This is a genomic window from Streptomyces solitudinis (genome assembly GCF_036323765.1).
Taxonomy (GTDB): Bacteria; Actinomycetota; Actinomycetes; order Streptomycetales; family Streptomycetaceae; genus Streptomyces.
Genome location: NZ_JAZDCW010000005.1, coordinates 379,798 through 404,813, shown reverse-complemented (window position 1 = coordinate 404,813; position 25,016 = coordinate 379,798). Strand labels below are relative to the sequence as shown.

Genomic DNA, 25,016 nt, shown 5'->3' with positions numbered 1-25,016 from the left:
CTTTTTTCTGCAAATCACCCGAACCGGTGGCCGAGTCAACTCCCTTTGTTTTCCGGCTCGTTCGGGTGGACGGCGGCCCGGTCGGCGTCGTGCGCGGTACGGCGGGCAGCCACGGCGTAGCGTCCGTGCCGCCCGTCCGTCCGCGGCCGTCGCGCACGGCGGCCCAGCACAAGGAGTCATCCGTGTCCGTTCTGATCACCGGAGCCACCGGTTTCCTCGGCTGCCGCGTCCTGCGCGAACTCCTCGCCGGCGGGCCGGGCGGGAGCGACGAGCCCGTCACCGTGCTGGGGCGCGGCACGCCCGACGAGCTGCGCACCCGCGTCGAGGCCGCCGTGACGTGGCTGGACGCACCCGCGCTGCCGCCCGGCGCGCTCGGCCGCGTGCGCTACGTCCGCGGCGACGTCACCGAACCGAGCCTCGGCCTGACGGCGGACGAACGCGCCCGGGTGACCGACGGGCTCACCCAGCTGTGGCACAGCGCCGCCCTGCTGAACCTGGACGACGAACCCGTGGCCCTGCACCGGTCCAACGTCCTGGGCACGCGGCACGTGCTGGAACTGGCGGACGAGGCACCGGACACCGTCCAGTTCCTGTACGTCAGCACCGCCTACGTCGCCGGGCGACGGCGCACCGGGCACGTCCTGGAGGACGACCTGCGCGAGGACGAGGGCTTCCAGACCTGTTACGAGGAGAGCAAGTACACCGCCGAACGCCTCGTCCACGCCTGGTCCGCGCGCACCGGGCGGACGGCGACGGTCCTGCGGCCGAGCCTGCTGGCCACCGACCGGAGCGTGCCGAAGGGCCTGCCCGGACAGCCCTTCGGGACCCTGACGCGGATCATCGACGACGGTCTGCGCGCACGGGCCGCCCAGGACGCGGCCGTCGCCGCGTTCCTGCGGCACGGCAGCCGCGGGGGCGAGGCCCTGCACTTCCGGGTGGAGGCCGACCCCGAGGGCTCGATGAACGTGGTGCCGGCCGAGTACGCCGCCCGCGCCATGGTGCGCGCCGCCGCCGCGCGGGCCGGTGCCCCCGGACTGCGGACCCTGCACGTCACCCACCCGCACAACACGACGTTCGACGCGGCCGTCGCCGCCCTCGAACAGCGCTACCGGGGCCTGCGGCTGACGGTCGTGCCGCACGTCCCGGACCCGACGCCCCTCGAACGCCTGGTCGCCCGGCACGGCACCCGGCTGCTGGCGTTCAGCACCCAGCGCCGCACCTACGACCGCACCCGGCTGCTCCAGGCCGTCGGGGACCTGCCCGACCCGGACCCCGTCGGCCACGCCTACCTGACGCGGGCGTTCGGCGTCGCCGACACCGCGGCGCTGACCCCGGTGTAACGGGGGCGCGGGGCCGCCACCGAGGGGCAGGGCGTTGCGCCGAGTGCCGCCTCCCGCCTGGTGGGCGGCGGGCGTCCGGCGCAGGGTGGCGGAGAGGCGGATGCGCGCCAGCCGGCCCGGACGGCTGCCGCACCGCACCCGACCCGACGTCCGACGAGGTCCGCCGCATGCCGTCATCGCATCCGTCCCTGGCAGGCCACCAGTACAGAAGCTTCCGCGCGACCCTGCGGCGGCCCGGCACCGCACGCCCCGCCCGGTGGCTCGGCGGCGTCGCGGCCGGGTTCACGCTGCTGCAACTCCTCCTCGTCGTCCCCGGCATCGGCCTCGGCTGGGACGAGACCGTCTACGTCAGCCAGTCCGGCCGCGACGCCCCCGCCGCCTACCTCAGCGCGCCCCGCGCCCGCGGCATCAGCTACCTCGTCGCCCCCGTGGTGTCCTGGTCGTCCTCCGAACCGCTCCTGCGGATCTACCTCGCCGTGCTCTCCGGCCTCGCCCTGTTCCTCGCGCTGTGGGTGTGGCGCAGGCTGCTCCCGGTGCCCGTGCTCGCCCTCGCGGGCGGCCTGTTCGGCACCTTGTGGATCACCCTCTTCTACGGCCCCCAGGTCATGCCCAACCTGTGGGTGGCCCTCGCGGCGCTGCTCACGACCGGCTGCGTCCTGCGAGCCGCCCGCGACCCGCTGGACCGGCGGGCGCTGGTGGCCGCCGGACTCGGGCTCGCCTGCGCCGCCCTGCTGCGCCCCGGCGACGCCGTGTGGCTGGCGCTGCCCCTGGCGGCGGCTGTCCTGGCCGTGCGGGCCTGGCGCCGCCCGCTGCTGCTCGCCGTCCTCGCGGCGGGCGCGCTGCTGGGCGCGCTCCCGTGGATCGTGGAGGCCCACCTCTCCTACGGCGGCCTCCTGACGCGCCTGGAGCGCGCCGGGGAGATCCAGGGCGGCCTCGGCTGGAGCCTCGCCTTCGACGACCAGCTCCGCTCCCTGAACGGGCGCTCGCTCTGCCGCCCCTGCACGGTGGGCTGGACGCACCCGTGGACGGCGCTGTGGTGGCTGCTGCTGCCGGTGCCGGCCGCCGCCGGGGCGGTGGCCGCGGCCCGGACCCGCCACCGGGCGCCCGTCCTGCTCGCCACCGCGGCCGGGCTGTCGCTCGCCGTCCCGTACCTGCTGCTCATCGACTACGCGGCGCCCCGCTTCCTGCTGCCCGCCTACGCCCTGCTCGCGCTCCCCGTCGCCCTGTGCCTGCTGCGGCTGGCCACGCACACCCGCCCGCACCTGCGACGCGCGGCCGTGGCCGCCGTGGCCGTGGGCCTGCTGGGGCACCTGGCGGTCCAGTACGCCGTCCTGCACGGCGCGGTGGAGCGCAGCGGCGCGGCCGGGCGGGCCGTCTCCCGCGCCGCGGCCGAGCTTAACCGCCTGGGCGTGCGCCCGCCCTGCACCGTCTCCGGTCACGACGCGATCCGCGTCGCCCACCGCGCGGGCTGCGCCTCACGCCAGGTGGGCGGCCACGACGGCAGCATCACGGCGGCGGGCCTGCGCGCGACGGCCCGGCGGCAGCCGGTGGCCGTCCTCGTCGCCGGGGACCGCGAGCCCCCGCCCTACGCCCGCGGGTGGGCGCGCCACCCGCTGCCGTCCTGGTCCAGCTCCCCCTCCTACGCCGCCTACCTCGCCCCGGCCGCCGTGCGGTAGCCCTCGCGCCGCCGGGCCCGGCCCCAAGCTCAGGCCCCCGGTCCCGGGCTCAGGCCCCCGGCTCAGGCGGACGCGGAGTGCCGGTCCGGCGGCGGCCAGACGGGGCGCTGCGCCGCGGGTACGGCCGCGACGGCCTCCCCGGGCGTCGAGAAGCAGTGGAAGAGGTGCCGGGTGCCGGTGAGCGACAGCACCTCCATGACCCGGTGGCCGACGGCCGCGAGCCGGAGCTGCCCGTCGAACCGGCGGCACAGCCAGTTGAGGGACAGCAGGCAGTTCAGGCCGCGCGAATCGCAGAAGACCAGGGCCGTCAGGTCCAGGACGAGCTGGTGGCGGCCCGCGTCCACCAGGTCGCCCGCCCGGCGCAGCAGCTGCTGCTCGGTGTGCACGTCCAGCTTTCCGGCGACCCGCAGTACGGCGCACTCGTCGTTGAGCACGATGTCGGTCAGCGTCAGCCTGTCGTCTGTGTCGCTGAGCAATTCGGCTCCCTGGCTAGGCGGCTGCTGCGGCGACGGACAGCGCATGGTCTGCGGTACGCGCGTCCGGCTGCTCGGACCCGTCACTCCAAGTTAAACCGTTACCCAGTGGCACACATCAGGGGCTCCCGGCCGTCACCGCGAAGCGGCAGGGCACGTCCGCCCACACCCGCTTGCCGCCTCCGTGCGGCTCCACGCCCCAGCGGCTGGAGAGCCGCTCCAGGATGTGCAGCCCGAGCCCGCCGGTCCCCGAGACGAGGTCCGGGCTGCGCCGCACCGGCGGCGCGGGGTCCTCGTCGTCCACGGCCACCCGCACACCGTCGCGGGACGCCCGCAGCCGCAGGTCGGCGTCCGTCCGGCCGTGCCGGTGCGCGTTCGTGACCAGCTCCGACACCAGCAGCACCACGCTGTCGATGCCCTCCGCGTCACACCCCCAGCGGGTGAGGACCGTCCTGGTCACCTCACGCGCCCACGCGAAGGCCGCCGGTGCCCGCGGTACGCGCCAGGTGATGCCCTGCGTGCTGGATTCGGTCATGTCCGTGCCCTCTTTCCACTCGTCCGGCGTTCGCGCGCCCGGCTCCTCCGTGGCAGTCGGCTGCCTGTGCGGATGCCCCGGTCCGCCCCCCACAAACCACGGACCGGCCAGGCCGGGACCGCTCCCGGACCGCTCCCGCACCGCCCGAGGAGCGCGTGCGGACCGCGCGCGGACCGCGTGCGGACCGCTGCTTTGGCCCCGCGGCGCCGGGCGGGCTCGGGCGCCGGGATCGCCCGGTCGGGAAACGCCGGTGTGTTGGACGGGAGTTCGTTGTAGGACTGGAGCATGACCACGATGCGTGACGAAACCGCCGCCGGGCTGCCGTTCCCCCTGGAGCAGGCGCAGTACCTGGCGACCCTCCCCAAGGCGACGGTGTACGCGTGCCTCTACTTCACGGACGTGCGCGGCCGCCCGGTGCAACTGCGGTCCGTCTTCGCCGACCGGGTGTGGCAGCTGCCCGGAGGCAACATGGACCCGGGGGAGGACCCGCTGCGCACCGCCGTGCGGGAGACGTGGGAGGAGACCGGGCTGCGCGTGACCTGGCCGTGCCCGCTGCTCCTCGTGCACTACCTCCGCTCGGACGAGGACGCGCCGCTCGCCAAGGTCGGGTTCTGCTTCGACGGGGGCGTGCTCCGCGAGGAGCAGATCGCCGCGATCCGGCTCGACCCGCGGGAACACGACCGGTGGGCGGTGGAGAGCTGGGAGACCTGGGAGCGGCTCATGGAGCCCGAGGGCTACCAGCGGATCGCGGCCATGGCGGAGGCCCGCCGCACGGGCCGGGCGTCCGTGCTCGTCGGGGAACCGGCCAGGGGCGCCTGACCGGCGCGGGCGGCACCCTCCTCAGCGCGGGCCTCAGCGCGGGGCGAGGAGGGTGCCGGAGGTGACGACGTCGTCGGCCACGTCGCGCAGCTTGCGGTTCTGCTCCTGGCTGGTGCGGCGCAGCAGGGCGAACGCCTCCTCCGCCGAGATGCGGCGCAGGGCCATGAGGACACCCATGGCGGTGCCGATCTGGCGGTTGCTGGCCAGCGCCCGCTGGAGGCTGGCGGCCTCGTCCTGCGCCTGCGAGACGGCGTACTCCCGCAGCCGGTTCAGCTCGTGGTGCGTCCGGACGCGGGCCAGCAGCTCCCGCGGTTCGAAGGGCTTGACGATGTAGTCGTCGGCGCCCGCCGCGAGGCCCTCGGTGGCCGAGCGGCTGCCGGCCCGCGCCGTCAGCAGCAGGATCGGCAGCCGGGCCGTGTCCGGGCGTGCCCGCAGCGCCCGGACCAGTTCCAGCCCGTCGCGGCCGGGCAGCATGACGTCGCTGAGGACGAGGTCGGGCGGGGTCCGGCGGGCGAGCGCCGCCTCCGCGTCGCCCACGGCGGTGACGGACCACCCGTCCGGCTCCAGCAGCCGGGTGAGGTAGTGGCGCATGTCGGCGTTGTCCTCGACGAGGAGCAGGCTGCCCAGCGGCGCGGGCGCCCGCGCCGCGGACGGCCCGGCGGCCTCGCGGCCCCACAGCGCGGCCTCCGCGGTGAACGGCTCGGTGACGCGGGCGACGTCCCCCGCGCCGTCGGCGTCCCCCGGTCCGTCGGCGTCCGCCGGTCCGGCCGCGTCCTGCGGCCCGGCGGGACCGCCCGCGGCCTGCGGCCGGGCCGCGCGGTCCGCCCCGGCGTCCTCGGGGGCGCGGGCGGTGGTGTCCGCCGGGCCGTGCGGCAGGGTGACGGTGAACGTGCTGCCCTCGCCCGGCGTGCTCTCCAGCTCGATCGTGCCGCCGTGCAGCCGGAGCAGGTCGGCGACGAGGGACAGCCCGATCCCCGAACCCTCCGCGCTCCGGGCGTCCGGGCCGGGCACCCGCTGGAAGCGCTCGAAGACCAGGTGGTGGTGTTCGGGCGCGATGCCCACGCCGGTGTCGGCCACGGTCAGCACCGTCCGCTCGCCGTCCCCGCGCAGAGCGACGGTGATCCGGCCCCGCAGGGTGAACTTCACCGCGTTGGACAGCAGGTTCGACACGGTCTTCAGCCACATCTCCCGGTCCACGGGCACCACCCGGGGCGTCGGCTCGATGGCCGTCACCAGCTCCACGCCGTGCTGCTGGGCGGCGGACCGGAACATGCTGACCGTGTCGGCGGTGAGGGCCGCCACGTCCGTCGGCTCGCGCCGGGCGTGCAGTTCCCCGGCGGCGGCCCGGGACCCTTCCACCAGGCTGTCCACCAGCCGTTGCAGCCGCAGCGCCGCGCGGCGGGCGACGGCCACGCCCTCCCGGTGCCGGTCCGGCAGCTCCACGTCGGCGTCGCGCAGCAGGTCCCCGAGCGGACCGAGGAGGAGCGTGAGCGGGGTGCGGAACTCGTGGCTGACGTTCTGGAAGAAGCGGGTCTTGGCCGCGTCCAGCTCGGCCAGCGCCTGTGCCCGCTGCCGTTCGGCCTGGTAGGCGAGGGCGTCACCGACGGCGAGGCCCGCCTGGGCGGCGACCAGGGTGGTGAACGACTGGTAGTCCTCGTCGAACGCCCGGTGCGGGCTGATGCCCAGGGCCAGCACTCCCGTCGGGGCGGAGGCCCCGGTCACGGCCAGGGGCAGCACCATCACCTCGTCCGGCACCTCCGCGCTGAGCGCGCCCTCGGCACGGTAGAGGGAGGCCAGCCGGTCCGCCAGACCGCGCACGTGCCGGGGCGCGCCGGAGGCCGCCACCGCGCGGACGGCCTCGGCCAGCGGCCCGTCAGCGGGTATCTCCGCGCCCGGGACCAGGCCGAACGTGCCAGCGGGCTCGGGGACGCCGTCGGGGCGGACTCCGCACAGGTAGGCCGCGCCGAACAGCAGGTCCCGGCGGTTGTCGGACAGCACCGACAGCACCGCGCGGCAGGCACCGGCCGGGTCCGGCACCTCGGTGGCCGACACCGCGCCCAGTTCGCTGAGCGTCAGCAGCCGCCGTTCGCCGAGCACCCGGGCGGTGACGTCGGAGGCGGCGACGAAGAGGCCGCACACCCCGCTGCCGTCGGTGATGGCGCTGTAGGAGAACGTCCAGTACGTCTCCTCGTCGTAGCCGTGCCGCCGCATGTAGAGCAGCTGCTCCTGGGCGTACGTGGCCTCCCCGCCCGCCATCACCGCCTCGGTGAGGTGGCCCACGTCGTCCCAGATCTCCGTCCAGCACTCCGCGGCGGGCTGGGCCACCGCCCGCGGATGCTTGTCGCCGAGCACGGCGGCGTACGCCTCGTTGTAGATCTGGAGCAGTTCGGGGCCCCACCACAGCAGCATGGGCATCCGCGAGTCGAAGACCGTGCGGACCGCGGCCACCAGCTCGTCCGGCCACTCCTCGACGGGACCGAGCCCGGTCGACGCCCAGTCGTGGGACCGCAGCAGTGCCCGGGTGGCGCCCGGCCCGGAGAACAGGTACCGCGCCGTCGTCATCCGTGTCACACCACCTCTCCTGTTGACCCCCGCCGCCGCCAGGAACTCCTGACCGGAGGAAGGATAAGGCGACGGCGGACGGCGCGGGCGCCGGTGCCCGCCGCGGGGAGCCGTGCGCGGCCCGGCCGGGGCCCGCGTCACGGCGGTGCCGGGAGCCGCGTCACCACAGTGCCGGGACCTGCGTCACACCCGCCGCCCCGGCCGGGGCGCGCGTCAGTCACCGGCCGGCGGGCGGGGCGGCGCGCCGCCGGGCGGGGCGTCACCGCGCGCGCGGGCGGCGGCCTGGAGCGCCGGGCGCAGGTGCCCGCCCGACGCGGCCAGCAGCCGGGCCGCCGCCGGGCCGTCCACACCGCCCAGCAGGGTGAGGATGGCGTTCTTCACCTCGCCGCCCGTCGCGGCGAGCGCGGCCTCCACCTCCTGCTCCTCCGCCCCCGTGGCCAGGGCGACGATGCGGCGGGAGCGGGCGTGCAGCTTGGCGTTGGAGGCCCGCACGTCCACCATCAGGTTCCCGTACGTCTTCCCCAGCCGGATCATCGTGATCGTCGAGAACATGTTGAGCACGAGCTTCTGCGCCGTGCCCGCCTTCAGCCGGGTCGAACCGGTGATCAGCTCGGGACCCGTGACGATCTCGATCCCGTGCTCGGCGGCGGCGGCCAGCGGGGAGCCCGCGTTGCAGGAGAGGCCCACCGTCAGCGCGCCCCGCGCCCGCGCGTGCCGCACGGCGCCGACGGCGTAGGGCGTGCGGCCGGAGGCGGAGACGCCGACCACGGTGTCGGCGGCGGTCAGCCCCAGCTCGTCGAGGGCGGCGGCGGCCAGGTCCGCCCGGTCCTCGGCGCCCTCCACCGCCGTGAGGAGCGCAGCCGGGCCGCCCGCCACGAGGCCGACGACCTCGCCCGGCGCCGTGTTGAACGTGGGCGGGCACTCGCTCGCGTCCAGCACGCCGAGCCGCCCCGCCGTCCCGGCGCCCGCGTAGACGAGCCGCCCGCCGTCCGCCATGCGCGCCGCCGCCGCGTCGACGGCGGCGGCCAGTCGCGGCAGCCCGGCGGCCACGGCGGCGGGGACGGTGGCGTCCTCGCCGTTCATCAGCGTGGCGATCTCCAGGGTGGACAGCCGGTCGATGTCGGCGAGGTCGGGGCGGAACGCCTCGGTGGTGAGCGCGTCGAGCTGCGCCCGCAGCGAGCGGTCGGCGGTCATGACAGTGCGGCTCTCCTCGTTCGCGTGACGCGCGGCGGCGTGCGGCGCGCGGGCGGACCGGGCTGCGGTCCGCGCCGGGCGGACCGTCAGCGGCCGGGGGAGTGGCGGTGCGCGAGCGCCTCGTACGACGCCGACAGCGCCGGGGCCGCCGCGTCGTAGGTGCGCTGCGCCACGCCGACGAACAGGCAGTCCACGACGAGGAGCTGGCTGGTGCGGCTCGACATGGCGGCCGGTCGCAGTTCGCTCTCCCGCGCGGTGGACGTCGTCAGCAGGTGGTCGGCGTACTGGGCGATCCCCGCGTCCGGGCGGCCGGTGATGGCGACGGTGGTGGCGCCGTGGTCGAAGGCCACCCGCAGCGGCTCGATGACGTCCACGGTGTGCCCGGAGTGGGTGATGGCTATCGCCACGTCGCCGGTGCGCAACTGGACGGCGTTGGTGACGGCCAGGTGCGGATCGGCGTGGGCGTGGGCGATAAGCCCGATGCGCAGCAGCTTCTGCACCAGGTCCTGCCCGACGAGCGCGGAGGCGCCGGAGCCGTAGACGTCGATGCGGCGGGCGCCCGCCAGCGCGTTGACCACCGCCTCGACCTGCCCGGGGTCCAGCGTGGCCGCCGTGTCCGCGAGGGTCTGCCGCTCGTCGTGGGCCAGCTTGGCGATGACGTCGCCGATGGGGTCGTCCACGGCGATGTCGGCGGTGACGGCGGGAGCGGCCCCGGACTCCTGCTGGGCGGCGAGCCCGGCGAGTGCGAGCCGCAGGTCCCGGTAGCCGGGATAGCCCAGCAGCCGGGAGGTGCGCACGACGGTGGCCTCGCTGGTGCCGGTGCGCTGGGCGAGCCCGGTGACGGTGAGGGCCGCGCACCCGGCCGGGTCCTCGGCGACCGTCTCGGCCACGCGCTGCATGGAACGGGTCATGCTGGGCACCAGGGCGCGCACCCTGGCCCCCAGCGCGGCGGGGTCGGGGCGCCCGGCCCGGGCGGCGGGCCCGGGCGCGGCCCGGCGGGCCCGGCGCGCTGGCGGGGCCGCCGCTTGCGGTTCGGCCCGGCGTGCGGGCACGGCGCCGCGTGCGGGCTCGGCGGGGCGGCCGGGGTCGGGGGGACGCACCGGATCGGCGGGGCGGCCGGGGTCGGCGGGGCGCCCGGCCGCGGGGCGGGTGGCGGAAGTTTCCTTCATCGCACTCCTCACCCGAAGGAAGCTATTTTCGGCACCCCGGTGCGTCAAGACCCGCCGCGCGATGCGGTCCAATGGAAGCCATGGAGAGTGAAGCGGCACTGCACACCGCCCGGGCGCTGATCCTGGCGGACCTGATCGCCGACGACGTCGCCGGGGCGGACACCGTCTCCCTGGTCGAGGACGCCGTCGCGCACCGGCGCTGGTGGGTCGGGCAGTGGCCGGACGGCGCCGCGTTCCTGCCGGGCCTGGTCGCGCAGGACGTGCAGGACGCGCTGCTGGAGCGGTACGGGCGCTGGCCGCTGTGCCCGCTGTGCGGGGACGGCGACCCGCACGCCCTGGACATCGAACCCGAGCTGGGCGAGGACCCGCACTGGGTGTGCGCGCGGTCCGGCCGGACGGTGGCGTCCGTCGGCGCCCTGGGAGCCGGCGCGTGACCGTCTACATCGACCCGCCGACGTGGCCGGGGCACGGACGGATGTGGTCCCACCTGGTCAGCGACGAGTCCCTCGCGGAGCTGCACGCCTTCGCCGCCCGCCTCGGCGCGCCGGCCCGCGCCTTCGACCGCGACCACTACGACCTCCCCGCCGCCCGGTACGCCGACGCGGTGCGGCTGGGGGCGGTGGAGGTCGGCAGCCGGGAACTCGTCCGCCGTCTCACCGCCGCCGGGCTGCGCCGCCCGAAGGGCCGCCCCGCGCCGCCCCCGGCGCCGACCCGGCCGCCGCCCGCTCCCGGGCCGCCGCCCGCGCCGTCACGGGAGCGGTGACGCCGTCTCCGCGGTGGCCCCCGCCGCCGGGGAGCCGCCCACGATCCGGGACGAGCCGCTCGACCGGTGCAGCCGGGCGGCGAACACGGTGAGCACCAGCGCCGCCGCGGCCAGCACCGCACCCGTCCAGGCCACGGCCGGATAGCCCCAGCCCGCGCTGATGACCAGCCCGCCCAGCCAGGGGCCGAGCGTGTTGCCGATGTTGAACGCGGACGTGGTCGTGGCGCCCGCCAGCGTCGGCGCGGCGCTGGCGACGTTGAACATGCGCGCGTTGAGCGCCGGGGCGGTGAAGAACGCCGTGACGCCGAGCAGCAGCGCGAGCCCGACGGCGGCGACGGCGCTCTGCGCGGTGAGCGCGAGCACGGCCAGCACGACACCGGAGGCCGCGATGCCGAGGTACATCGTGCCGAACAGGTGGGCGTCCGCGACCCGGCCGCCGATGGCCGTCCCGAGCAGCGCGCCCGCGCCGAAGAGGCCGAGCACGGTGGGCACCCAGCTCTCGTCGAGACCCGCCACGTCGGTCAGGACCGGGGAGAGGTAGGAGAAGAGGGCGAACACGGCACCGGCGTTGAGCGCGGTGACCGCGAGGGCCAGCCACACCTGCCCGTCCCGGTAGATGCGCAGCTCCCTGCGGAGCACCGGCCGGTCCGCGCCGGTGGGGGCGGCGGTGCGGGGCACCAGGGCGAAGACGCCGACGAGGGCCAGGGCGGACAGGACGGCCACCGCCCAGAACGCCGCCCGCCAGCCGAAGTGCTGCCCGAGGAAGGCACCGGCGGGCACCCCGGCGACGTTCGCGACGCTCAGACCGCCGACCATGACGGCCATCGCCCGCGCCCGCGCCGTCACCGGCACCAGCGAGATGGCGACCGCCGCACCCACCGCCCAGAACCCGGCGCAGGCCAGGGCGCTCACCACCCGGGAGGCGAAGAGGAGGCCGTAGGTGGGCGCGACGGCCCCGGCGACCTGCCCGAGCCCGAAGACGGCCAGCAGCACCAGCAGCGTCGTCCGGCGGGGCAGGCGCAGCGTGGCGGCGGCCAGCACCGGCGCGCCGACGACCATGCCCACCGCGAACGCGGAGACCAGCAGCCCGGCCCGGGGGATGGACACCCCCAGATCCCGGGCCATGGGTTCCAGCAGCCCGGCGAGCATGAACTCGCTGGTGCCGAGGGCGAACACGGACACCCCGAGCACGTAGACGGCGGCGGGTACGCGGGCAGCCGGGAGGGCGGCTGGAATGGCGTCGTCAGAAGGCACGTCCGCCTGCAACAGCACGTCCCGTCAGCGCATTCCCGCGGGGACGGGCTCCCGCGCGGCGACTACGGCCGGCGGCCGAGCAGGGCCAGGAGGCGGTCCCGCGCGGAGGCGGAGCCGGGGACGTCCACCGAGGGGCCGAACAGCCCGGAACCCTGCCACTGGGGGATCTGGCTGCCGAAACGTTCCAGGAGCGTCCGGGCCAGCTCCTGGTCCATGTGCTCGTCCGCGCCGATGCCGCGGGCGACGTCCCAGCCGTGCACCGCGAGATCCAGCGTCATCTGCCACGCGTACGCGTCGGCGGGGCTCGGGCCGCCGGAGGTGTTCACCGTCCCCGACAGGGCGGCGGGCCGGTGGAACGCGGGCCGCGAGGCCGCGGCGGCCCGCGCCCAGGCGCCCTTCGGATCGCCGCCGAGCACATCCCCGTCGAACCGGTCCCCGACCTCGGCCAGCGTCGCCCCGCGCAGCAGCCAGGGCGCCCACAGGTGTTCGCTGACCACGTGGTTGACCACATCCCGCACCGTCCATTCCGTGCACGGCGTCCCCGCCGTCCACTGCTCGTCCTCCACCCGCAGGACGCGCTGGTCGAAGGCTTCGTATGAGCGGTCGAACGCTTCCAGGAGTTCCATACGGCCGAGGGTGCCAAAGCCGGACCGCTCAGCGGGGAGCACGCGCCGCGAGCAGCTCCAGTTCGGTGGTGAGGTTGCGGCGGGCCGCGGCCTCCCAGTGCGCGGCGCCGTGCGGCGTGCGGTAGAGCCGGGGCAGCCCGAGGAGGGCGCGCAGCACCTCGGAGCGGCCGGCGGCGAAGGCGTCCTCGGGTACGAACGCGTACTCGGCGCGCACGGCCGCCGCGTAGGCCGCGTACGCCTCCGGTGTCCCGGCCAGCACCGCGAGGTCGGCGTCGCAGAGCGTCTCGCCGTTCGTGTCGCCCGGCGCCGGGTCGTGGGAGACGGTCAGCCGCACCAGCCGCGCCACCTCCGCGCACCGCTCCCGCGCCACGCCCGCCTCCGGCAGGGCGCGCAGGGCCAGGGCGGCGCTGCGCTCCTCGTTCTCGCTTCGGTCGGGCCGGTAGACGGCGTCGTGGAACCAGGCCGCGAGCCGCACCGCCTCGGGGTCCTCGGCGTGCCCGGCCAGCTCGTCGACGCGGTCCAGCACGGCTTCCAGGTGGGCGGTGGTGTGGTAGCGGCGCTGCGGTTCGGCCCAGCGGCCGAGCAGGTCGCGCCCGTAGGGCCCGGGGTCGGGCCCCGGCGCCCCGGCGCGGGCGCGCGTGAGGAGGGCGGTCCAGCGGGCGAGGAGCGGTGCGTCGTCGGCCATGGGCCCATTGTCGGGACCCGCGGGGTTTCCGTCCGCCCGGGGGTGTGGCACCCTGTGTTATATGTCTAGACCAATTCTCGAGGTGATCGCGCTCGGCGCGGACGACGCGGTCGCGGCCCAGGCCGGAGGGGCGGACCGCCTCGAACTGGTCACGGACATGGCCGCCGACGGGCTCACCCCCGCGCGCGAGACCTTCGCGGCCGTCCGCGAGGCCGTCGACCTCCCCGTGCGGGTCATGCTCCGCGCCTCCGACGGGTTCGCGGCCGGGGACCCGGCCACCCTCGACGCGCTCTGCGAGCGGGCCGGAGCGCTCCGGGCGGAGGGCGCCGACGAGTTCGTCCTCGGCTTCCTCGACGACGCGGGCGGCCCCGACCTGCCCGCCGTCCACGCCCTCCTCGGCGTGGTGGACGGCAGCCGCTGGACGTTCCACCGGGCCATCGACCGGGCCGCCGACCGGGAGGCCCTGCGCAAGGCCCTCGCCGAACAGCCCGGACTCGACACCTACCTGACGGCGGGTGCGGGAGGCGGCGTGGACGCGGGCCTGGACGTGCTGATCGACGAGGCGGCCCGCGCCGCCGCGGGCGAACCGGGCTACGCGCCGTGCATCATGGCGGGCGGCGGGCTGCGCCTCGACCACGTCCCCCGGCTGCGGACGGCCGGGGTCGACGCCTTCCACATCGGCGGCGCCGCCCGCCCCGGCGGCTGGGACGCCCCGGTGGACGCCGGGACCGTCGCCCGCTGGCGCACCGCGCTGGACGCCTCGCCCGTGACCTCCGACGTGCGGAACCTGACCACCGGCGCGTGACGGCAGGCGCGTGACGGCTGGCGCGTGACGGCCGAGCGGCCCGGGTCAGGGCGTGCGGTGGCGCGCCCCCGCGTCCTCGGCCGCCTCGCCGAGCACGGCGACGTCGAACGCGGCTCGGGCGAACACCTTCACCGCGCGCAGTGCGTCACCGGTGAGGTGGCGGGGGTGGGCGCCGGGCCCGACGGCGGTCGCGCCGCGACCCCGGGACGACGCCGCCCCGCGGCCACCCGGACGGCCGCCCACGGCGGGAGTGACAGATGCGCTGCTCATGTCTCCCAGCATGCGCGTCCCGCGTCCCCCGGGCATCGGCCGAAGGACCCATTCCGCCGTCGGCGCCCGTCAACCCCGGGTACGGCGCCCCCTACGGGACCGGTGAAAAGCGGTCGCCCGCGCGGAGGAGCGCGAGTACACTCTCCCGTCTTGCCTCCTCCCGGACCAGGGGAGGACTCCGGCCGGTCGGAACCGGCCGCTCTCCGCCGCCCCGCAGCCGCATCCCCCGGAGGCTCCGCCGTGCCCGCCCCCGCCCACGGCCCGCTCGCCGCCGAGCAGGCCCACCTCGCCGCGTCCCGTGCCGCCCTGCGCGCCATGCGCCAGGACGTCGAAGCGCTCGACATCCGAGACGTCACCGCCAACTGGGTGAACGCCGAGGTTCTCCAGGCCCAGATCGACCAGCGCATCACGGCGCTCGCCGACCTCGCCCACACCCCGCTGTTCTTCGGCCGTCTCGACTACACGCCCAGGGCCGGGGACGGCACCCCCGGCGCGGACGGACCGCCCCCGGGCGGCGATGCGGCCGGAGCCGGCGGGGCCGACGGGACCGGTGGGGCGGAGGACGGCCACCGCTACTACATCGGCCGCCGCCACGTGCACGACGCCGCCGGGGACCCGATGGTCATCGACTGGCGCGCACCCGTCTCCCAGGCGTTCTACCGGGCCTCCCGCCGCGACCCCCAGGGCGTCGCGCTGCGCCGCCGCTTCGGCTACACCGGCGGCAACCTCACCGCCTACGAGGACGAGCACCTGACCGGGCCGGGCGAGGAGGCCGACGAGCAGACGAGCGCGCTGCTCCAGCGGGAGATCGAGCGGCCCCGCGTCGGCCCGATGCGGGACATCGTCGCCACCATCCAGCCCGAGCAGGACGCCATCGTGCGCGCCGGGATCGAGGGCACCGTCTGCGTGCAGGGCGCGCCCGGCACCGGCAAGACGGCGGTAGGCCTGCACCGCGTCGCCTACCTGCTCTACGCGCACCGCGAGCGCCTGGCGCGCACCGGCACCCTCGTCATCGGCCCGAACGACTCCTTCCTGCGCTACATCGAACAGGTGCTGCCCGCGCTCGGCGAGCTGCGGGTGCGGCAGACGACGGTGGACGGGCTCGTCGCGCACGTCCCCGTGCGCGGCACCGACGACGCGGCCGCGGCGGCGGTCAAGGGGGACGCCCGGATGGCGGAGGTGCTGCGCCGGGCGCTGCGGGCGTCCGTCACGCCGCCCACCGAGCCCTGCGTCGTCGTGCGCGGCTCCCGCCGCTGGCGCGTCCCCGCCCACGAGGTGGCCGGGATGGTCGAGGAGCTGCTGGCCCGCGGCATCCGCTACGGCGCCGCCCGCGAGGCGCTGCCGCAGCGCATCGCGCACGCGGTGCTCGTGCGGATGGAGCAGTCGGGGGAGGCCCCCGACGACCGGGTGCAGGACGCGGTCGCCCGCAACGCCGCCGTCAAGGCCGCGGTGAAGGCCGTCTGGCCCGCCGTGGACCCGGCCAAGCTCGTGCTGCGGCTGCTGTCCGACGCCGACTTCCTCGCCGAGCACGCCGAGGGCGTCCTCACGGCGGACGAGCAGAAGGCCGTCCTGTGGGCCCGGCCCGCGCGCGGCGTGAAGTCCGCCCCCTGGACGGCGGCCGACGCGGTGCTGGTGGACGAGGCGACGGACCTGGTCTCCCGCACGCCCTCGCTCGGCCACGTCGTGCTGGACGAGGCGCAAGACCTCTCCCCGATGCAGTACCGCGCGGTCGGCCGCCGCTGCGCCACCGGCTCGGCCACCGTGCTCGGCGACATCGCCCAGGGCACGACGCCGTGGGCCACCGCGAGCTGGACGGAGGCACTGGCGCACCTGGGCAAGCCGGAGGCGGCGGTCGAGGAGCTGACGCGCGGGTTCCGCGTGCCCCGCGAGGTCATCGCCTTCGCCTCCCGGCTCCTGCCGGACATCGCACCGGAGCTGGCGCCCGCCACCTCCGTGCGGCAGTCGCCCGGTGACTTCACGGTGCGCGCCGTCGCCGGGGCCGGGGAGCTGACCGGCGCGGTGCTGGACGCCTGCCGCCAGGCCCTGCGCCAGGAGGGTTCGGTCGGCCTGATCGCCGCCGACGCCCGCGTCCCCGAGCTGGCCGCCGCCCTGGCCTCGGACGGTCTCGCGCACCTGGCGCCCGGCGAGGAGACGACGGCGGACGCCCGTCTCACCCTCGTCCCCGCCTCCCTGGCGAAGGGCCTGGAGTACGACGCGGTCGTGCTGGACGAACCCGCCGCCATCGTGGACGGCGAGCCCGACGAGCGCACCGGCCTGCGCCGCCTCTACGTCACCCTGACCCGGGCCGTCTCCGCCCTCACCGTCCTCCACGCCGCGCCGCTGCCCGCCGCCCTCCGCGCCTGAACCGCGTCCGCGGGCCCGCCAGCGGCCGGGGCGGGCTCCGGGGAGGCGGCGGCGCTGCGGCACACGGGGGCAGTCGCTGCGCGCCCCGGGGGACACGCGCCGCGTGTCGCACCCGCGCTGCGGCCTCCGGTGGGCAGCGTGCGGGGCGGCCGTCCCGTTCCACCGAAGGAGCCCGCACGTGAGCGTCCGCGTCGCAGTCGTCTACTACAGCGCCACCGGCAACGTCCACCAGCTCGCCAGTGCCGTCGCGCGGGGAGCCGAGAGCCGTGACGCGGAGGTCCGGCTGCGCAGGGTCCCCGAACTGGCCCCCGACGAGGCCATCGACGCCAACCCGGCCTGGCGGGCGCACGTCGACGCGACGAAGGACGAGGTGCGCGAGGCCACGCTCGCGGACCTGGAGTGGGCCAGCGCCTACGCCTTCGGCTCGCCCACCCGCTACGGCAACGTCACCGCCCAGCTGAAGCAGTTCATCGACCTGACCGGCGGGCAGTGGCAGGCGGGCGTCTTCCACGACAAGCCCGTCACCAGCTTCACGTCGGCGATGAACCGGCACGGCGGGCAGGAGTCCACCATCCTGGCGCTGAACAACGTCTTCTACCACTGGGGCTGCGTCATCGTGCCCCCCGGCTACACCGACCCCGTGCTCTTCGCCGCGGGCGGCAACCCGTACGGCACGAGCTGGGCGAGCGGCGGCGGCGAGGGCCCGGACCAGGCGACGCTGGACGCCGCGCACTACCAGGGCCGCCACCTCGCCGACATCGCCACCCGCCTGCGGGGCTGAACACCGCGCGGCGGGGCCGCGGCGGCCAGCCGCCGCCGCGGTGTTCAGCCGCCGGGGAGGATCACCGCCCGGCCCCGCACCTCGCCCGCGTGCAGCCGCGCGTAGGCCCGGGGCGCCTCGTCCAGGGCGTAGGTCTCCACGTGCACGTCCAGGGCGCCGGTGCGGGCCAGCTCCAGGACCTCGGTCAGCTCGCCCCGGCTGCCCCAGTACGGCGCCGAGACGCACACCTCGTACGCCTGGGCGCCGAACCCCACGGGCAGCGTGCCGCCGCCGATGCCCACGATCGTCACGTCCGCCTCGACGGCGGCGCAGGCCCCGGCGGTGTCGACGCTCGGCTGCACGCCCACGAAGTCGAACACGGCGTCCGCGCCGAGCCCGCCGGTCAGCTCCCGCACCCGGCCGGCCGCGTGCTCGTCGGAGAGCACCGTCTCGTGGGCGCCGACCGCGCGGGCCAGTTCCAGCTTCTCCTCCGTGACGTCCAGGGCGACGACGCGGGCGGACGTCAGTGCGCGCAGGAGCTGCACCGCGACGTGCCCGAGGCCGCCGGCCGCGCCGATGACGGCGGCGGTGCTGCCGGGGGTCAGCTTCGGCAGGGAGCGCTTGACCGCGTGGTACGGCGTGAGCCCGGCGTCGGTCAGCGGCACCGTGCGGACCGGGTCCAGGTCCCCCAGCGGCACCAGGTGGCGGGCGTCGTCCACGAGGAGGTACTCGGCCATGGCGCCGGGCCTGCCCAGCCCGGGCGGGAAGATCCGCAGCCCGGCGGCGCGCAGGCAGTAGTTCTCCTTGCCCTCCGCGCACTTCGGGCACCGGCCGCAGCCCCAGGGGCCGTAGACGGCCACGGAGTCGCCCTCCGCGACGCCCGCGACGCCGTCACCGACGGCGGCGACCGTCCCGGCGCCCTCGTGCCCGAGCGTCATGGGCAGCTCGTAGGGGAAACCCTCGGCGGGCCACTCCATCACCGCGATGTCGGAGTGGCACACCCCGGCGGCCGACACCTTCAGGAGCACCTGACCGGGCCCCGGCTCCGGGTCGGGCACCGTGACGACCTCCGGCGCCGAGCCGACCTCGCGGTACTGCACGGCCTTCATGGCGGACCTCCTCACGCGTGGGCCCCGAACGGCCGCCCGCGCGGCCCCCACCCACCATGCGCCCTCCTCCGGCGCGGCGCACGGCGAGCCGCACGGCGGCGGGGCCCCGTCCCGGTCCCGCCGCGCGCGGTTCCGGCCGCGCTACGCCGCCTCCTCCGGGAGGTCGGTGGAGTCGACGATGCGGTAGGCGTAGCCCTGCTCGGCGAGGAAGCGCTGGCGGTGGGCGGCGAAGTCCTGGTCGACGGTGTCGCGGGCGACCACGGAGTAGAACCGGGCCTCGTGCCCGTCGGCCTTCGGGCGCAGGACGCGCCCGAGGCGCTGGGCCTCCTCCTGGCGGGAGCCGAACGTGCCGGAGACCTGGATGGCCACCGTCGCCTCGGGCAGGTCGATGGAGAAGTTGGCCACCTTGGAGACGACCAGCACGGACAGCTCCCCGGCCCGGAAGGCGCCGAACAGCTTCTCGCGCTGGGCGTTGCTCGTGTCGCCCTTGATGACGGGGGCGCCGATGCGCTCGCCCAGCTCGTCGAGCTGGTCGATGTACTGGCCGATGACGAGCGTCTGCTCGCCGCGGTGCCGCCGCACGAGGGCCTCCGTCACGCGGAGCTTGGACGGCGTCGTGGCGCAGTAGCGGTACTTGTCCTCGGCCTCGGCGGTCGCGTAGGCCAGCCGCTCGGACTCCGTCAGGCTGACCCGGACCTCCACGCAGTCGGCCGGGGCGATGTAACCCTGCGCCTCGATCTCCTTCCACGGCGCGTCGAACCGCTTGGGGCCGATGAGGGAGAACACGTCCGACTCGCGCCCGTCCTCGCGGACCAGGGTGGCGGTCAGGCCCAGGCGGCGCCGGGCCTGGAGGTCGGCGGTGAACTTGAACACCGGAGCGGGCAGCAGGTGCACCTCGTCGTAGACGATGAGCCCCCAGTCCCGGGAGTCGAACAGCTCCAGGTGCGGGTAGACGCCCTTCCGCTTCGTCGTCAGCACCTGGTAGGTGGCGATGGTGACGGGGCGGATCTCCTTCCTGGTGCCGCTGTACTCGCCGATCTCGTCCTCGGTGAGCGAGGTGCGGCGCACCAGCTCGCTCTTCCACTGCCGGGCGGAGACGGTGTTGGTGACGAGGATGAGCGTCGTCGCGCGGGCCTCCGCCATCGCGCCCGCGCCCACCAGCGTCTTGCCCGCTCCGCAGGGGAGGACGACGACGCCGGAGCCGCCGTGCCAGAACCCCTCGACGGCCTGCTTCTGGTAGGGCCGCAGCGACCAGCCGTCCTCGACGAGGTCGATGGCGTGGGCCTCGCCGTCGATGTACCCGGCCAGGTCCTCGGCGGGCCAGCCCAGCTTGAGCAGGGCCTGCTTGATCTGGCCGCGCTCGGAGGGGTGGACGGCGACGGTGTCCGGGTCGACGCGCGCGCCGACCAGCGGGGCGACGCGCTTGGAGCGCAGCACCTCCTCCAGCACGGGCCGGTCGGTGGTCTGGAGCACCAGGCCGTGCGCGGGGTGCTTGCTGAGGGTCAGGCGCCCGTAGCGGTCCATCGTGTCCGCGATGTCCACGAGCAGCGCGTGCGGCACTGGGTAGCGGGAGTACGTGACGAGGGCGTCGACCACCTGCTCGGCGTCGTGCCCGGCGGCGCGGGCGTTCCACAGGCCGAGCGGGGTGAGGCGGTAGGTGTGGATGTGCTCCGGCGCCCGCTCCAGCTCGGCGAACGGGGCGATGGCACGGCGGCAGGCGTCAGCCTGCTCGTGGTCGACTTCGAGCAGCAGCGTCTTGTCGCTCTGGACGATCAGGCAGGACACGAACCCCTCCAGGGCTACGGCGGACGGCGGCCACGGCGGCTGCTGCGGTCTCAACGGGCTGACGGTAGCGGCGGGCGCACCGGCGGCGCACCGCCCTCCATCGTCCCCCACCGGGACCACGAGCGGTGCCGCCCGGACGCCGGGGGCTCCTGTTGCGAGAGTCACAAAAGTGCGTTCGAATGAAGATACGCCGCAAAACGGATAAATCCGAAGGGGATGATCCAATGCAGCCGCTCGAGGAAACCCGCACCACACAGGTCACGCGGGAAGCACTCGCGCACGATGTCGACTCCTTGCTGAACCCGGCGGAGGCCGACGGCATCTTCCGCGACTCGGCGGAGTGTCTCGGCCTGCTGGCGAAGCAGGGCGGGCTGGCGCTCGCGCCTCCGGCCCCGCGGCCGAAGAAGGGCTGAGCAGGTCAGTCGTGGGAGAGACCACAGACACCACATCCGGCAGCCCGGCCACCAGGCTGCCGGATGTCGTGCAGGAGACGGCCGCCGAGATCGCCCGCCTGCTGATCGCCGAGCGGACCGCCGCAGAGGACGGCCGCGGGCCGTCCGGCACCGGCGCCGACGCGCGCGACCCGGATGACCCGCTGCTGGTGGCGGCCTTCCGGGTGCTGGGTGCGGACGCCCTGGCGCCCGCCCTGCTGCGCGGCCTGCCCGTGCCCACCGCCGACCTCGCGCTGGCCCAGGCCGCGAGAGCCGCCTACGTCCCGGCCGCCGACACCGCTCCGGTGACGGCCTGGAGCCACTGGGGACTGTGCGCCGCCCTGGACCGGGTGGGCGGCGGCGGCCTGGCGCCGCAGCCCGACGCCGCCTGGGTCGCCCGGGAGCCGTGGACGTCGCTGGCCCACCCCCTCGCCCGGCTCTCCGCCCTGGCGCTGCCCGGTGTGCACTGCGCGCTGCGGGAGGAAGCCGCACGGCGTCCGGTGGACCTGGCCCGCAGCTTCGTCCGCGCCGTCCGCCGCCGGGACTGGCCGCAGGCCGCGGGCGCCGCCCGCTGGCTCGCGCTGCTGCCCGGCGTCCCGCCCACCCTGGGGCTCGACGCCGGACTGGCCTTCGTGGAGCAGCTCGGCGGGGCCGACGCCCGGGTCCTGCTCCAGGTGCGGGCCGCCCGGCTGCTGCGCGCCGCGCGTGACGACGGCGCCCCCGGCGGCGGCTTCCCGGACGGCGGGCCCCCTGACGGCGGCCCCGCCGCCGCGCGGAGCCGCGCGTGAGCGCCGGGGCGCCGCACGGAGCGCCGCGGCCCAGCGCACCCGCCCTGACGCGGGTACGCGACGGTGCGCTGGACTGGCTCAGCGCGCACCGTGCCCACTTCCGGCTTCCCGACGACGTCACCGCGCCGCACGTCCCCCACGGCACCACGCTGAAACCGCTCGGGGAGCTGGCGCAGCTCGCCGCGGGCGTGCTGCGCGAGACCGCGTCCGGCAGCCCCGCCCACGTCACCGCGCGCGGCCTCGCCGACTACGCCTGGGAGCAGACCCGCGAGGGCGAGCTGCTGCACGCCCTCGCCCTGCTGGAGCCGTACGCCACCCACCCGGCCGAGATCTACGCGACGTTCGCCGAGGCGGGGTACCGGCACGCGGGCGTCGAGCGGTACGTCGCCTTCGCCGCCGGGACCCGGTACTGGCGCGGCACCGAGCTGCTGCCCACCCGCACCCTCGCCGTCCTGGCCGCCGAGCGCCGCCTCGGACTCACCCCGCACGCCGACATCCCGGACGCCGCCGCCCGGACCTGGCTCGGCGGACTCCCCGAACCGTGGGCCTTCGAGGCGCGGGCCGGGTACGCGCTCACCCACTACGTCTTCCACCTGACGGACTGGGGCCGGCAGCCGTCCGGGCTGCCGGCCGCCGTGTGCGACTACCTCACCGCCTGGCTGCCCGCCTGGCTCGCCGCCTGCCTGGAGGAGGAGCACTGGGACCTCGCCGGGGAACTCCTCGCCGTCTGCGCGAGCCTGCCCGAACCGCTGCCCGCCGACACGGAGTGGCAGACGTACGCGGCCGCCCAGGGACCGGACGGCGGGTACGCCGAGCGCGGCCCCGCGCCCCGGGGCCAGATCACCCGCGAGACGTTCCTCGGCTGCTATCACGCCACCGTCGTCGCCGGTTCCGCAGCGGCCCTCGCCCTGGCCCGCCCGGCGCCCGGCGCCCCGAGCACCCCCGCCCCCGCGACCGCCCCCGTTCCCGCAGGAGGCCGCCGGTGACGTCCGCGACCGCCCCCGGCGCGCTGCCCGCGCCGCCCACGCCCCTCATCCACGAGGTGGGCGTGCGCGCTCTGGAGTGGCTCGCCGACCACCGCGAGCACTTCCGCCCGCGCCCCGCCACCGACACGCCGGAGCCGGAGATCAAGGAGCGGTTCAAGCCCGTCGGGGAGCTGGCCGCCATCGGCACCACCCTGTTCCGCGAGGGCGTGGCCGGGTCCCGGCAGGCGGCGCTCGCCCGGCAGCTCCTGGAGTTCGCCTGGGGCGACCTGCTGGACGGCGGCGGCCTGCTGGCGTGGATGCAGCGCGAGGAACCCCTGAGCCCGGTGCCGCTGGAGGTCTACACGCCGTTCAAGGAGCTGGGCTACACCAACCCGGCCGTCGAGCGGGCCGCCGCCGTCTCCCAGGGCCTCACGAGCTGGGCCGCGCTGGAGGTGCTGCCGATGCGGCGGCTGGGCATCGCCGCCACCGAGGCCCGCGCCGGGCTGGCGCCCAGCGTCCCGGTGGCCGAGGCCGCGCGCCGCACCTGGCTGGGCCGGACGCCCGAGCCCTGGACGCTGAGCTTCCACATCGCCTACGACGTGACCCATACCGTCTTCCACCTCACCCGCTGGGGCGCCGACCCCTCCGGCCTCCCCGGCGACCTCGCCGGCTACCTGGACCTGTGGCTGCCGGTGTGGCTGGAGGACTGGCTCGCCCGCGAGCACTGGGACGTCCTCGGGGAACTCCTCGTCGTGGACGCCTGCCTGCCGAGCCCGACGCTCGACGCGCACGTGTGGCGCCGCTTCGCCGCCGCCCAGGACCCGTCCGGCGCCATGCCCATCAGGAGCGGGCAGCCCCAGGCGGAGGACGCGGCCGACCTGTTCGACCTCGTCTACCACCCCACGCTCGTCGCCGCGTTCGCCTCCACCATGGCCACCTCCCGGGCCCTGGCCCGACTCTCCGGGACCGCCGGATGACGGCCGCCGCGCACCCCCGCGCCGTCCCCCGCGCCCGTGCCACCCTGGCCGCCCGCGTCGAGGAGACGCTGGCCGCCCTGGACGGCCCCGACGTCGTCGTCGCCGTCAGCCGCGACGGGGAGCGGACCGTGGCCACCGGCGGGCACGGCCCGCGCACGGCCGGGCAGCGGACCCGGCTGCGCTACGAGATCGGTTCCGCCACCAAGACGTACACCGGGCTGCTCCTCGCCGACCTCGCCTGCTCCGGACGGCTGGGCGCCGACGACCCGGTGCGTGCCCACCTGCCGCCGCTGCCGGGCGCCCACCGGAGGCAGACCGCCCTCACGCTCACGCACCTGGCCACCCACACCGCGGGGCTGCCCCGCCTGCCCCACGACGCCACGTTCTACCGCCAGGCCGTGCCGCACCGGCACACCAACCCCTACGCGCGTTACGACACCGGTCTGCTGCTGGACGCCTTCGCCCGGGCCCGGACCCGGCACGCGCCCGGAACCCGCTGGCACTACTCCAGCTTCGGTCTCGCCGTCCTCGGCCAGGCCCTCGCCCACACCAGCGGCACCTCCTACACCGACCTGCTCACCGACCGCGTCCTGGCCCCCCTCGGCCTGCCCGGCACCGGCCTGCACCCGAGCGTGGCGGGCCGCGACGCCGAGGGACACCGCGGCGCGGGCGGCGGCGCCGTGCCGCCGCTGGAGATGAGCGGCTTCGCCCCGGCCGGTGCCGTCCGGGCCACCCCGCACGATCTGCTCGCCTACCTGGAGGCGCACCTCCACCCCGGACGCACGCCGCTGGCGGACGCCCTGCGTGCCGTGCGGGTGCCCCGGCTCGTCCGGGGCGTCGTGCGCCGCCGCACCCACACCCTCGCCTGGTTCCAGCACCCGGGGGAGTGCGGCCCCGTGCTGTTCCACGGGGGCGCGACTCCGGGCCAGGAGGCGTTCCTCGGGTTCAGCCCCGCCACCGGCACCGCCGTGGCCGTGCTCGCCACCCGCCCGTGGACCTCCCGCAGCCCCCTGGGCGCCCTCGCCTACGACCTCCTGACGACACCGCCCGACGTCTGAACCCCCGGCCCCCGCCCCCGGCGGTGCGCTGCCCCCGCCCCCGCCCCCGCCGTTCGCCCGGAACGGCGGGGGCGGGGGTGACCGCCCAGGTTCAGCAGGTGCGGCCGACGTACCAGGCGCCGCGGATGCTGCTCGTGCTGCCCAGGTAGGTGTTCCCCGGGCCGACGCACTTGGTGTAGTCGCTGGCCCACTTGACGTCCACGTTGATGACGACGCGCGTGTCCTTGGCGCAGTGGTTGTACCAGGCGTCGGCGGACGTCTGCCAGTAGCCGCACGCCTCGGCTCCGGCCGGGGCCGGGGGCTGGGCGGTGGTTCCCGCGTGGGCGGTGGCCGCCCCGGCGCCGGCGAGCAGCGCGCCGGCGAACGCGGCGCTGATGAGGGAGTGGCGCATGAAACGCATCATGGTGTGCCTCCAGACATCGTCAGGGAGAGGCGACGGCACGGCGTTCCTGCCGTTGGTCGTTCGCTTTAGCGGACGTTCGGAACGCCGACTGGTGCTGTCCCCGTTGGTGTGGTCCGCAGTGCCTGCCGGCCCTGCGCACTCCACGTTAGGGAGCATGCCGGTGTGTTGTGCAGGGCGTAATCGGTCAGAGGAAGCGGCCGGGCAC

At 76.3% G+C, this 25,016-nt stretch carries 25 protein-coding genes; 13 read left to right on the top strand and 12 right to left on the bottom strand.

Translation table 11 applies throughout. The features are described 5' to 3' along the window. Window positions 1-182: 182 nt before the first annotated feature. Both V1J52_RS15920 and V1J52_RS15915 read left to right on the top strand, forming a co-directional pair. Complete coding sequence (locus V1J52_RS15920) at window positions 183-1,340, top strand: SDR family oxidoreductase (RefSeq protein ID WP_330140454.1); 1,158 nt, start codon at window positions 183-185, stop codon at window positions 1,338-1,340. A 167-nt stretch (window positions 1,341-1,507) separates the two neighbouring features. After that, window positions 1,508-3,016, top strand: a complete 1,509-nt coding sequence (locus tag V1J52_RS15915; RefSeq protein WP_330140453.1) for a hypothetical protein — start codon at window positions 1,508-1,510, stop codon at window positions 3,014-3,016. Window positions 3,017-3,078: 62 nt separating this feature from the next. Here V1J52_RS15915 and V1J52_RS15910 read toward each other — a convergent pair whose 3' ends face one another. Continuing rightward, a complete protein-coding gene (locus V1J52_RS15910) occupies window positions 3,079-3,492 on the bottom strand; it encodes an STAS domain-containing protein (protein WP_330140452.1) in 414 nt (137 codons plus the stop codon). A gap of 115 nt (window positions 3,493-3,607) precedes the next feature. Next, window positions 3,608-4,024, bottom strand: a complete 417-nt coding sequence (locus V1J52_RS15905) for an ATP-binding protein (RefSeq protein WP_330140451.1) — start codon at window positions 4,022-4,024, stop codon at window positions 3,608-3,610. A 285-nt stretch (window positions 4,025-4,309) separates the two neighbouring features. On the opposite strand from V1J52_RS15905, the gene V1J52_RS15900 reads away from it, so the two are divergent. Then, window positions 4,310-4,843 (top strand): NUDIX domain-containing protein, encoded by a 534-nt coding sequence (locus V1J52_RS15900; RefSeq protein WP_330140450.1) that lies wholly within the window; start codon window positions 4,310-4,312, stop codon window positions 4,841-4,843. 33 nt (window positions 4,844-4,876) lie between these two features. On the opposite strand, the gene V1J52_RS15895 is transcribed toward V1J52_RS15900, so the two are convergent. The 3 genes from V1J52_RS15895 to V1J52_RS15885 form a co-directional block, all read right to left on the bottom strand. After that, window positions 4,877-7,405 (bottom strand): ATP-binding protein, encoded by a 2,529-nt coding sequence (locus V1J52_RS15895; protein ID WP_330140592.1) that lies wholly within the window; start codon window positions 7,403-7,405, stop codon window positions 4,877-4,879. 213 nt (window positions 7,406-7,618) lie between these two features. After that, window positions 7,619-8,599 (bottom strand): N-acetylmuramic acid 6-phosphate etherase, encoded by a 981-nt coding sequence (gene murQ, locus V1J52_RS15890; protein WP_330140449.1) that lies wholly within the window; start codon window positions 8,597-8,599, stop codon window positions 7,619-7,621. A gap of 86 nt (window positions 8,600-8,685) precedes the next feature. Then, window positions 8,686-9,768 (bottom strand): MurR/RpiR family transcriptional regulator, encoded by a 1,083-nt coding sequence (locus tag V1J52_RS15885; protein ID WP_330140448.1) that lies wholly within the window; start codon window positions 9,766-9,768, stop codon window positions 8,686-8,688. An 80-nt stretch (window positions 9,769-9,848) separates the two neighbouring features. Here V1J52_RS15885 and V1J52_RS15880 point away from each other — a divergent pair, with 80 nt between their 5' ends. Next, the gene (locus V1J52_RS15880) at window positions 9,849-10,202 is read left to right on the top strand and encodes a DUF8819 family protein (RefSeq protein WP_443075835.1); all 354 of its coding nucleotides are present in this window, start codon (window positions 9,849-9,851) and stop codon (window positions 10,200-10,202) included. Then, window positions 10,199-10,531: a DUF4031 domain-containing protein gene (locus V1J52_RS15875; RefSeq protein ID WP_330140446.1), complete on the top strand. Its 333-nt coding sequence runs from the start codon at window positions 10,199-10,201 to the stop codon at window positions 10,529-10,531. The genes V1J52_RS15880 and V1J52_RS15875 overlap by 4 nt, the downstream gene beginning before the upstream one ends. Here the strand turns inward: V1J52_RS15875 and V1J52_RS15870 are convergent. The 3 genes from V1J52_RS15870 to V1J52_RS15860 all read right to left on the bottom strand — a co-directional run bounded on the left by V1J52_RS15870 (window position 10,517) and on the right by V1J52_RS15860 (window position 13,096). After that, window positions 10,517-11,680 (bottom strand): Cmx/CmrA family chloramphenicol efflux MFS transporter, encoded by a 1,164-nt coding sequence (locus V1J52_RS15870; protein WP_443075844.1) that lies wholly within the window; start codon window positions 11,678-11,680, stop codon window positions 10,517-10,519. The two genes, V1J52_RS15875 and V1J52_RS15870, sit on opposite strands and share 15 nt — an antisense overlap. A 167-nt stretch (window positions 11,681-11,847) precedes the next feature. Then, window positions 11,848-12,411 (bottom strand): TIGR03086 family metal-binding protein, encoded by a 564-nt coding sequence (locus V1J52_RS15865; RefSeq protein WP_330140444.1) that lies wholly within the window; start codon window positions 12,409-12,411, stop codon window positions 11,848-11,850. A gap of 28 nt (window positions 12,412-12,439) precedes the next feature. Beyond that, window positions 12,440-13,096, bottom strand: a complete 657-nt coding sequence (locus tag V1J52_RS15860; protein ID WP_330140443.1) for an HD domain-containing protein — start codon at window positions 13,094-13,096, stop codon at window positions 12,440-12,442. A 61-nt stretch (window positions 13,097-13,157) separates the two neighbouring features. Between V1J52_RS15860 and V1J52_RS15855 the strand changes: the two genes are divergently transcribed. Then, window positions 13,158-13,901, top strand: a complete 744-nt coding sequence (locus tag V1J52_RS15855) for a copper homeostasis protein CutC (RefSeq protein WP_330140442.1) — start codon at window positions 13,158-13,160, stop codon at window positions 13,899-13,901. Window positions 13,902-13,946: 45 nt separating this feature from the next. On the opposite strand, the gene V1J52_RS15850 is transcribed toward V1J52_RS15855, so the two are convergent. Further along, window positions 13,947-14,171, bottom strand: a complete 225-nt coding sequence (locus V1J52_RS15850; protein ID WP_330140441.1) for a hypothetical protein — start codon at window positions 14,169-14,171, stop codon at window positions 13,947-13,949. A gap of 240 nt (window positions 14,172-14,411) precedes the next feature. Between V1J52_RS15850 and V1J52_RS15845 the strand changes: the two genes are divergently transcribed. Both V1J52_RS15845 and wrbA read left to right on the top strand, forming a co-directional pair. Then, on the top strand, window positions 14,412-16,535 hold the full coding sequence (locus V1J52_RS15845; protein ID WP_330140440.1) for a HelD family protein: 2,124 nt from the start codon (window positions 14,412-14,414) through the stop codon (window positions 16,533-16,535). A 178-nt stretch (window positions 16,536-16,713) separates the two neighbouring features. After that, the gene (gene wrbA / locus V1J52_RS15840) at window positions 16,714-17,316 is read left to right on the top strand and encodes an NAD(P)H:quinone oxidoreductase (protein ID WP_330140439.1); all 603 of its coding nucleotides are present in this window, start codon (window positions 16,714-16,716) and stop codon (window positions 17,314-17,316) included. Between the two features lie 44 nt (window positions 17,317-17,360). Here the strand turns inward: wrbA and V1J52_RS15835 are convergent, their stop codons facing one another. Continuing rightward, the gene (locus V1J52_RS15835) at window positions 17,361-18,404 is read right to left on the bottom strand and encodes an NAD(P)-dependent alcohol dehydrogenase (RefSeq protein ID WP_330140438.1); all 1,044 of its coding nucleotides are present in this window, start codon (window positions 18,402-18,404) and stop codon (window positions 17,361-17,363) included. A gap of 141 nt (window positions 18,405-18,545) precedes the next feature. Next, window positions 18,546-20,189 carry a DNA repair helicase XPB gene (locus V1J52_RS15830; RefSeq protein WP_330140591.1) on the bottom strand — a complete coding sequence of 548 codons (1,644 nt, stop codon included), beginning with the start codon at window positions 20,187-20,189 and terminating at the stop codon, window positions 18,546-18,548. A 179-nt stretch (window positions 20,190-20,368) separates the two neighbouring features. Between V1J52_RS15830 and V1J52_RS15825 the strand changes: the two genes are divergently transcribed. The 5 genes from V1J52_RS15825 to V1J52_RS15805 are packed head-to-tail and all read left to right on the top strand — an operon-like array spanning window position 20,369 to window position 24,408. Then, complete coding sequence (locus V1J52_RS15825; protein WP_443075834.1) at window positions 20,369-20,602, top strand: hypothetical protein; 234 nt, start codon at window positions 20,369-20,371, stop codon at window positions 20,600-20,602. Window positions 20,603-20,613: 11 nt separating this feature from the next. Beyond that, complete coding sequence (locus V1J52_RS15820; protein WP_330140437.1) at window positions 20,614-21,408, top strand: hypothetical protein; 795 nt, start codon at window positions 20,614-20,616, stop codon at window positions 21,406-21,408. Beyond that, the gene (locus V1J52_RS15815) at window positions 21,405-22,394 is read left to right on the top strand and encodes a DUF6895 family protein (RefSeq protein WP_330140436.1); all 990 of its coding nucleotides are present in this window, start codon (window positions 21,405-21,407) and stop codon (window positions 22,392-22,394) included. The genes V1J52_RS15820 and V1J52_RS15815 overlap by 4 nt, the downstream gene beginning before the upstream one ends. Beyond that, window positions 22,391-23,350, top strand: a complete 960-nt coding sequence (locus tag V1J52_RS15810) for a DUF6895 family protein (protein ID WP_330140435.1) — start codon at window positions 22,391-22,393, stop codon at window positions 23,348-23,350. Before V1J52_RS15815 ends, V1J52_RS15810 begins: the two co-directional genes overlap by 4 nt. Further along, window positions 23,347-24,408 (top strand): serine hydrolase domain-containing protein, encoded by a 1,062-nt coding sequence (locus V1J52_RS15805; protein ID WP_330140434.1) that lies wholly within the window; start codon window positions 23,347-23,349, stop codon window positions 24,406-24,408. The genes V1J52_RS15810 and V1J52_RS15805 overlap by 4 nt, the downstream gene beginning before the upstream one ends. Before the next feature lie 91 nt (window positions 24,409-24,499). Here the strand turns inward: V1J52_RS15805 and V1J52_RS15800 are convergent, their stop codons facing one another. After that, window positions 24,500-24,799, bottom strand: coding sequence for a DUF6355 family natural product biosynthesis protein (locus tag V1J52_RS15800; RefSeq protein ID WP_330140433.1), 300 nt, complete (start codon window positions 24,797-24,799; stop codon window positions 24,500-24,502). Window positions 24,800-25,016: the final 217 nt, after the last annotated feature.

Bases quoted from the DNA above. Each gene is read 5' to 3' on its own strand.
- V1J52_RS15825 (WP_443075834.1), top strand. From the start codon at position 20,369: ATGAAGATACGCCGCAAAACGGATAAATCCGAAGGGGATGATCCAATG.
- V1J52_RS15855 (WP_330140442.1), top strand. From the start codon at position 13,158: ATGTCTAGACCAATTCTCGAGGTGATCGCGCTCGGCGCGGACGACGCG.
- V1J52_RS15900 (WP_330140450.1), top strand. From the start codon at position 4,310: ATGACCACGATGCGTGACGAAACCGCCGCCGGGCTGCCGTTCCCCCTG.
- V1J52_RS15870 (WP_443075844.1), bottom strand. From the start codon at position 11,680: ATGCTCGCCGGGCTGCTGGAACCCATGGCCCGGGATCTGGGGGTGTCC.
- V1J52_RS15860 (WP_330140443.1), bottom strand. From the start codon at position 13,096: ATGGCCGACGACGCACCGCTCCTCGCCCGCTGGACCGCCCTCCTCACG.
- V1J52_RS15885 (WP_330140448.1), bottom strand. From the start codon at position 9,768: ATGAAGGAAACTTCCGCCACCCGCCCCGCGGCCGGGCGCCCCGCCGAC.
- V1J52_RS15850 (WP_330140441.1), bottom strand. From the start codon at position 14,171: ATGAGCAGCGCATCTGTCACTCCCGCCGTGGGCGGCCGTCCGGGTGGC.
- V1J52_RS15865 (WP_330140444.1), bottom strand. From the start codon at position 12,411: ATGGAACTCCTGGAAGCGTTCGACCGCTCATACGAAGCCTTCGACCAG.
- V1J52_RS15805 (WP_330140434.1), top strand. From the start codon at position 23,347: ATGACGGCCGCCGCGCACCCCCGCGCCGTCCCCCGCGCCCGTGCCACC.
- V1J52_RS15905 (WP_330140451.1), bottom strand. From the start codon at position 4,024: ATGACCGAATCCAGCACGCAGGGCATCACCTGGCGCGTACCGCGGGCA.
- V1J52_RS15895 (WP_330140592.1), bottom strand. From the start codon at position 7,405: ATGACGACGGCGCGGTACCTGTTCTCCGGGCCGGGCGCCACCCGGGCA.
- V1J52_RS15915 (WP_330140453.1), top strand. From the start codon at position 1,508: ATGCCGTCATCGCATCCGTCCCTGGCAGGCCACCAGTACAGAAGCTTC.
- V1J52_RS15800 (WP_330140433.1), bottom strand. From the start codon at position 24,799: ATGCGCCACTCCCTCATCAGCGCCGCGTTCGCCGGCGCGCTGCTCGCC.
- V1J52_RS15880 (WP_443075835.1), top strand. From the start codon at position 9,849: ATGGAGAGTGAAGCGGCACTGCACACCGCCCGGGCGCTGATCCTGGCG.
- V1J52_RS15835 (WP_330140438.1), bottom strand. From the start codon at position 18,404: ATGAAGGCCGTGCAGTACCGCGAGGTCGGCTCGGCGCCGGAGGTCGTC.
- murQ (WP_330140449.1), bottom strand. From the start codon at position 8,599: ATGACCGCCGACCGCTCGCTGCGGGCGCAGCTCGACGCGCTCACCACC.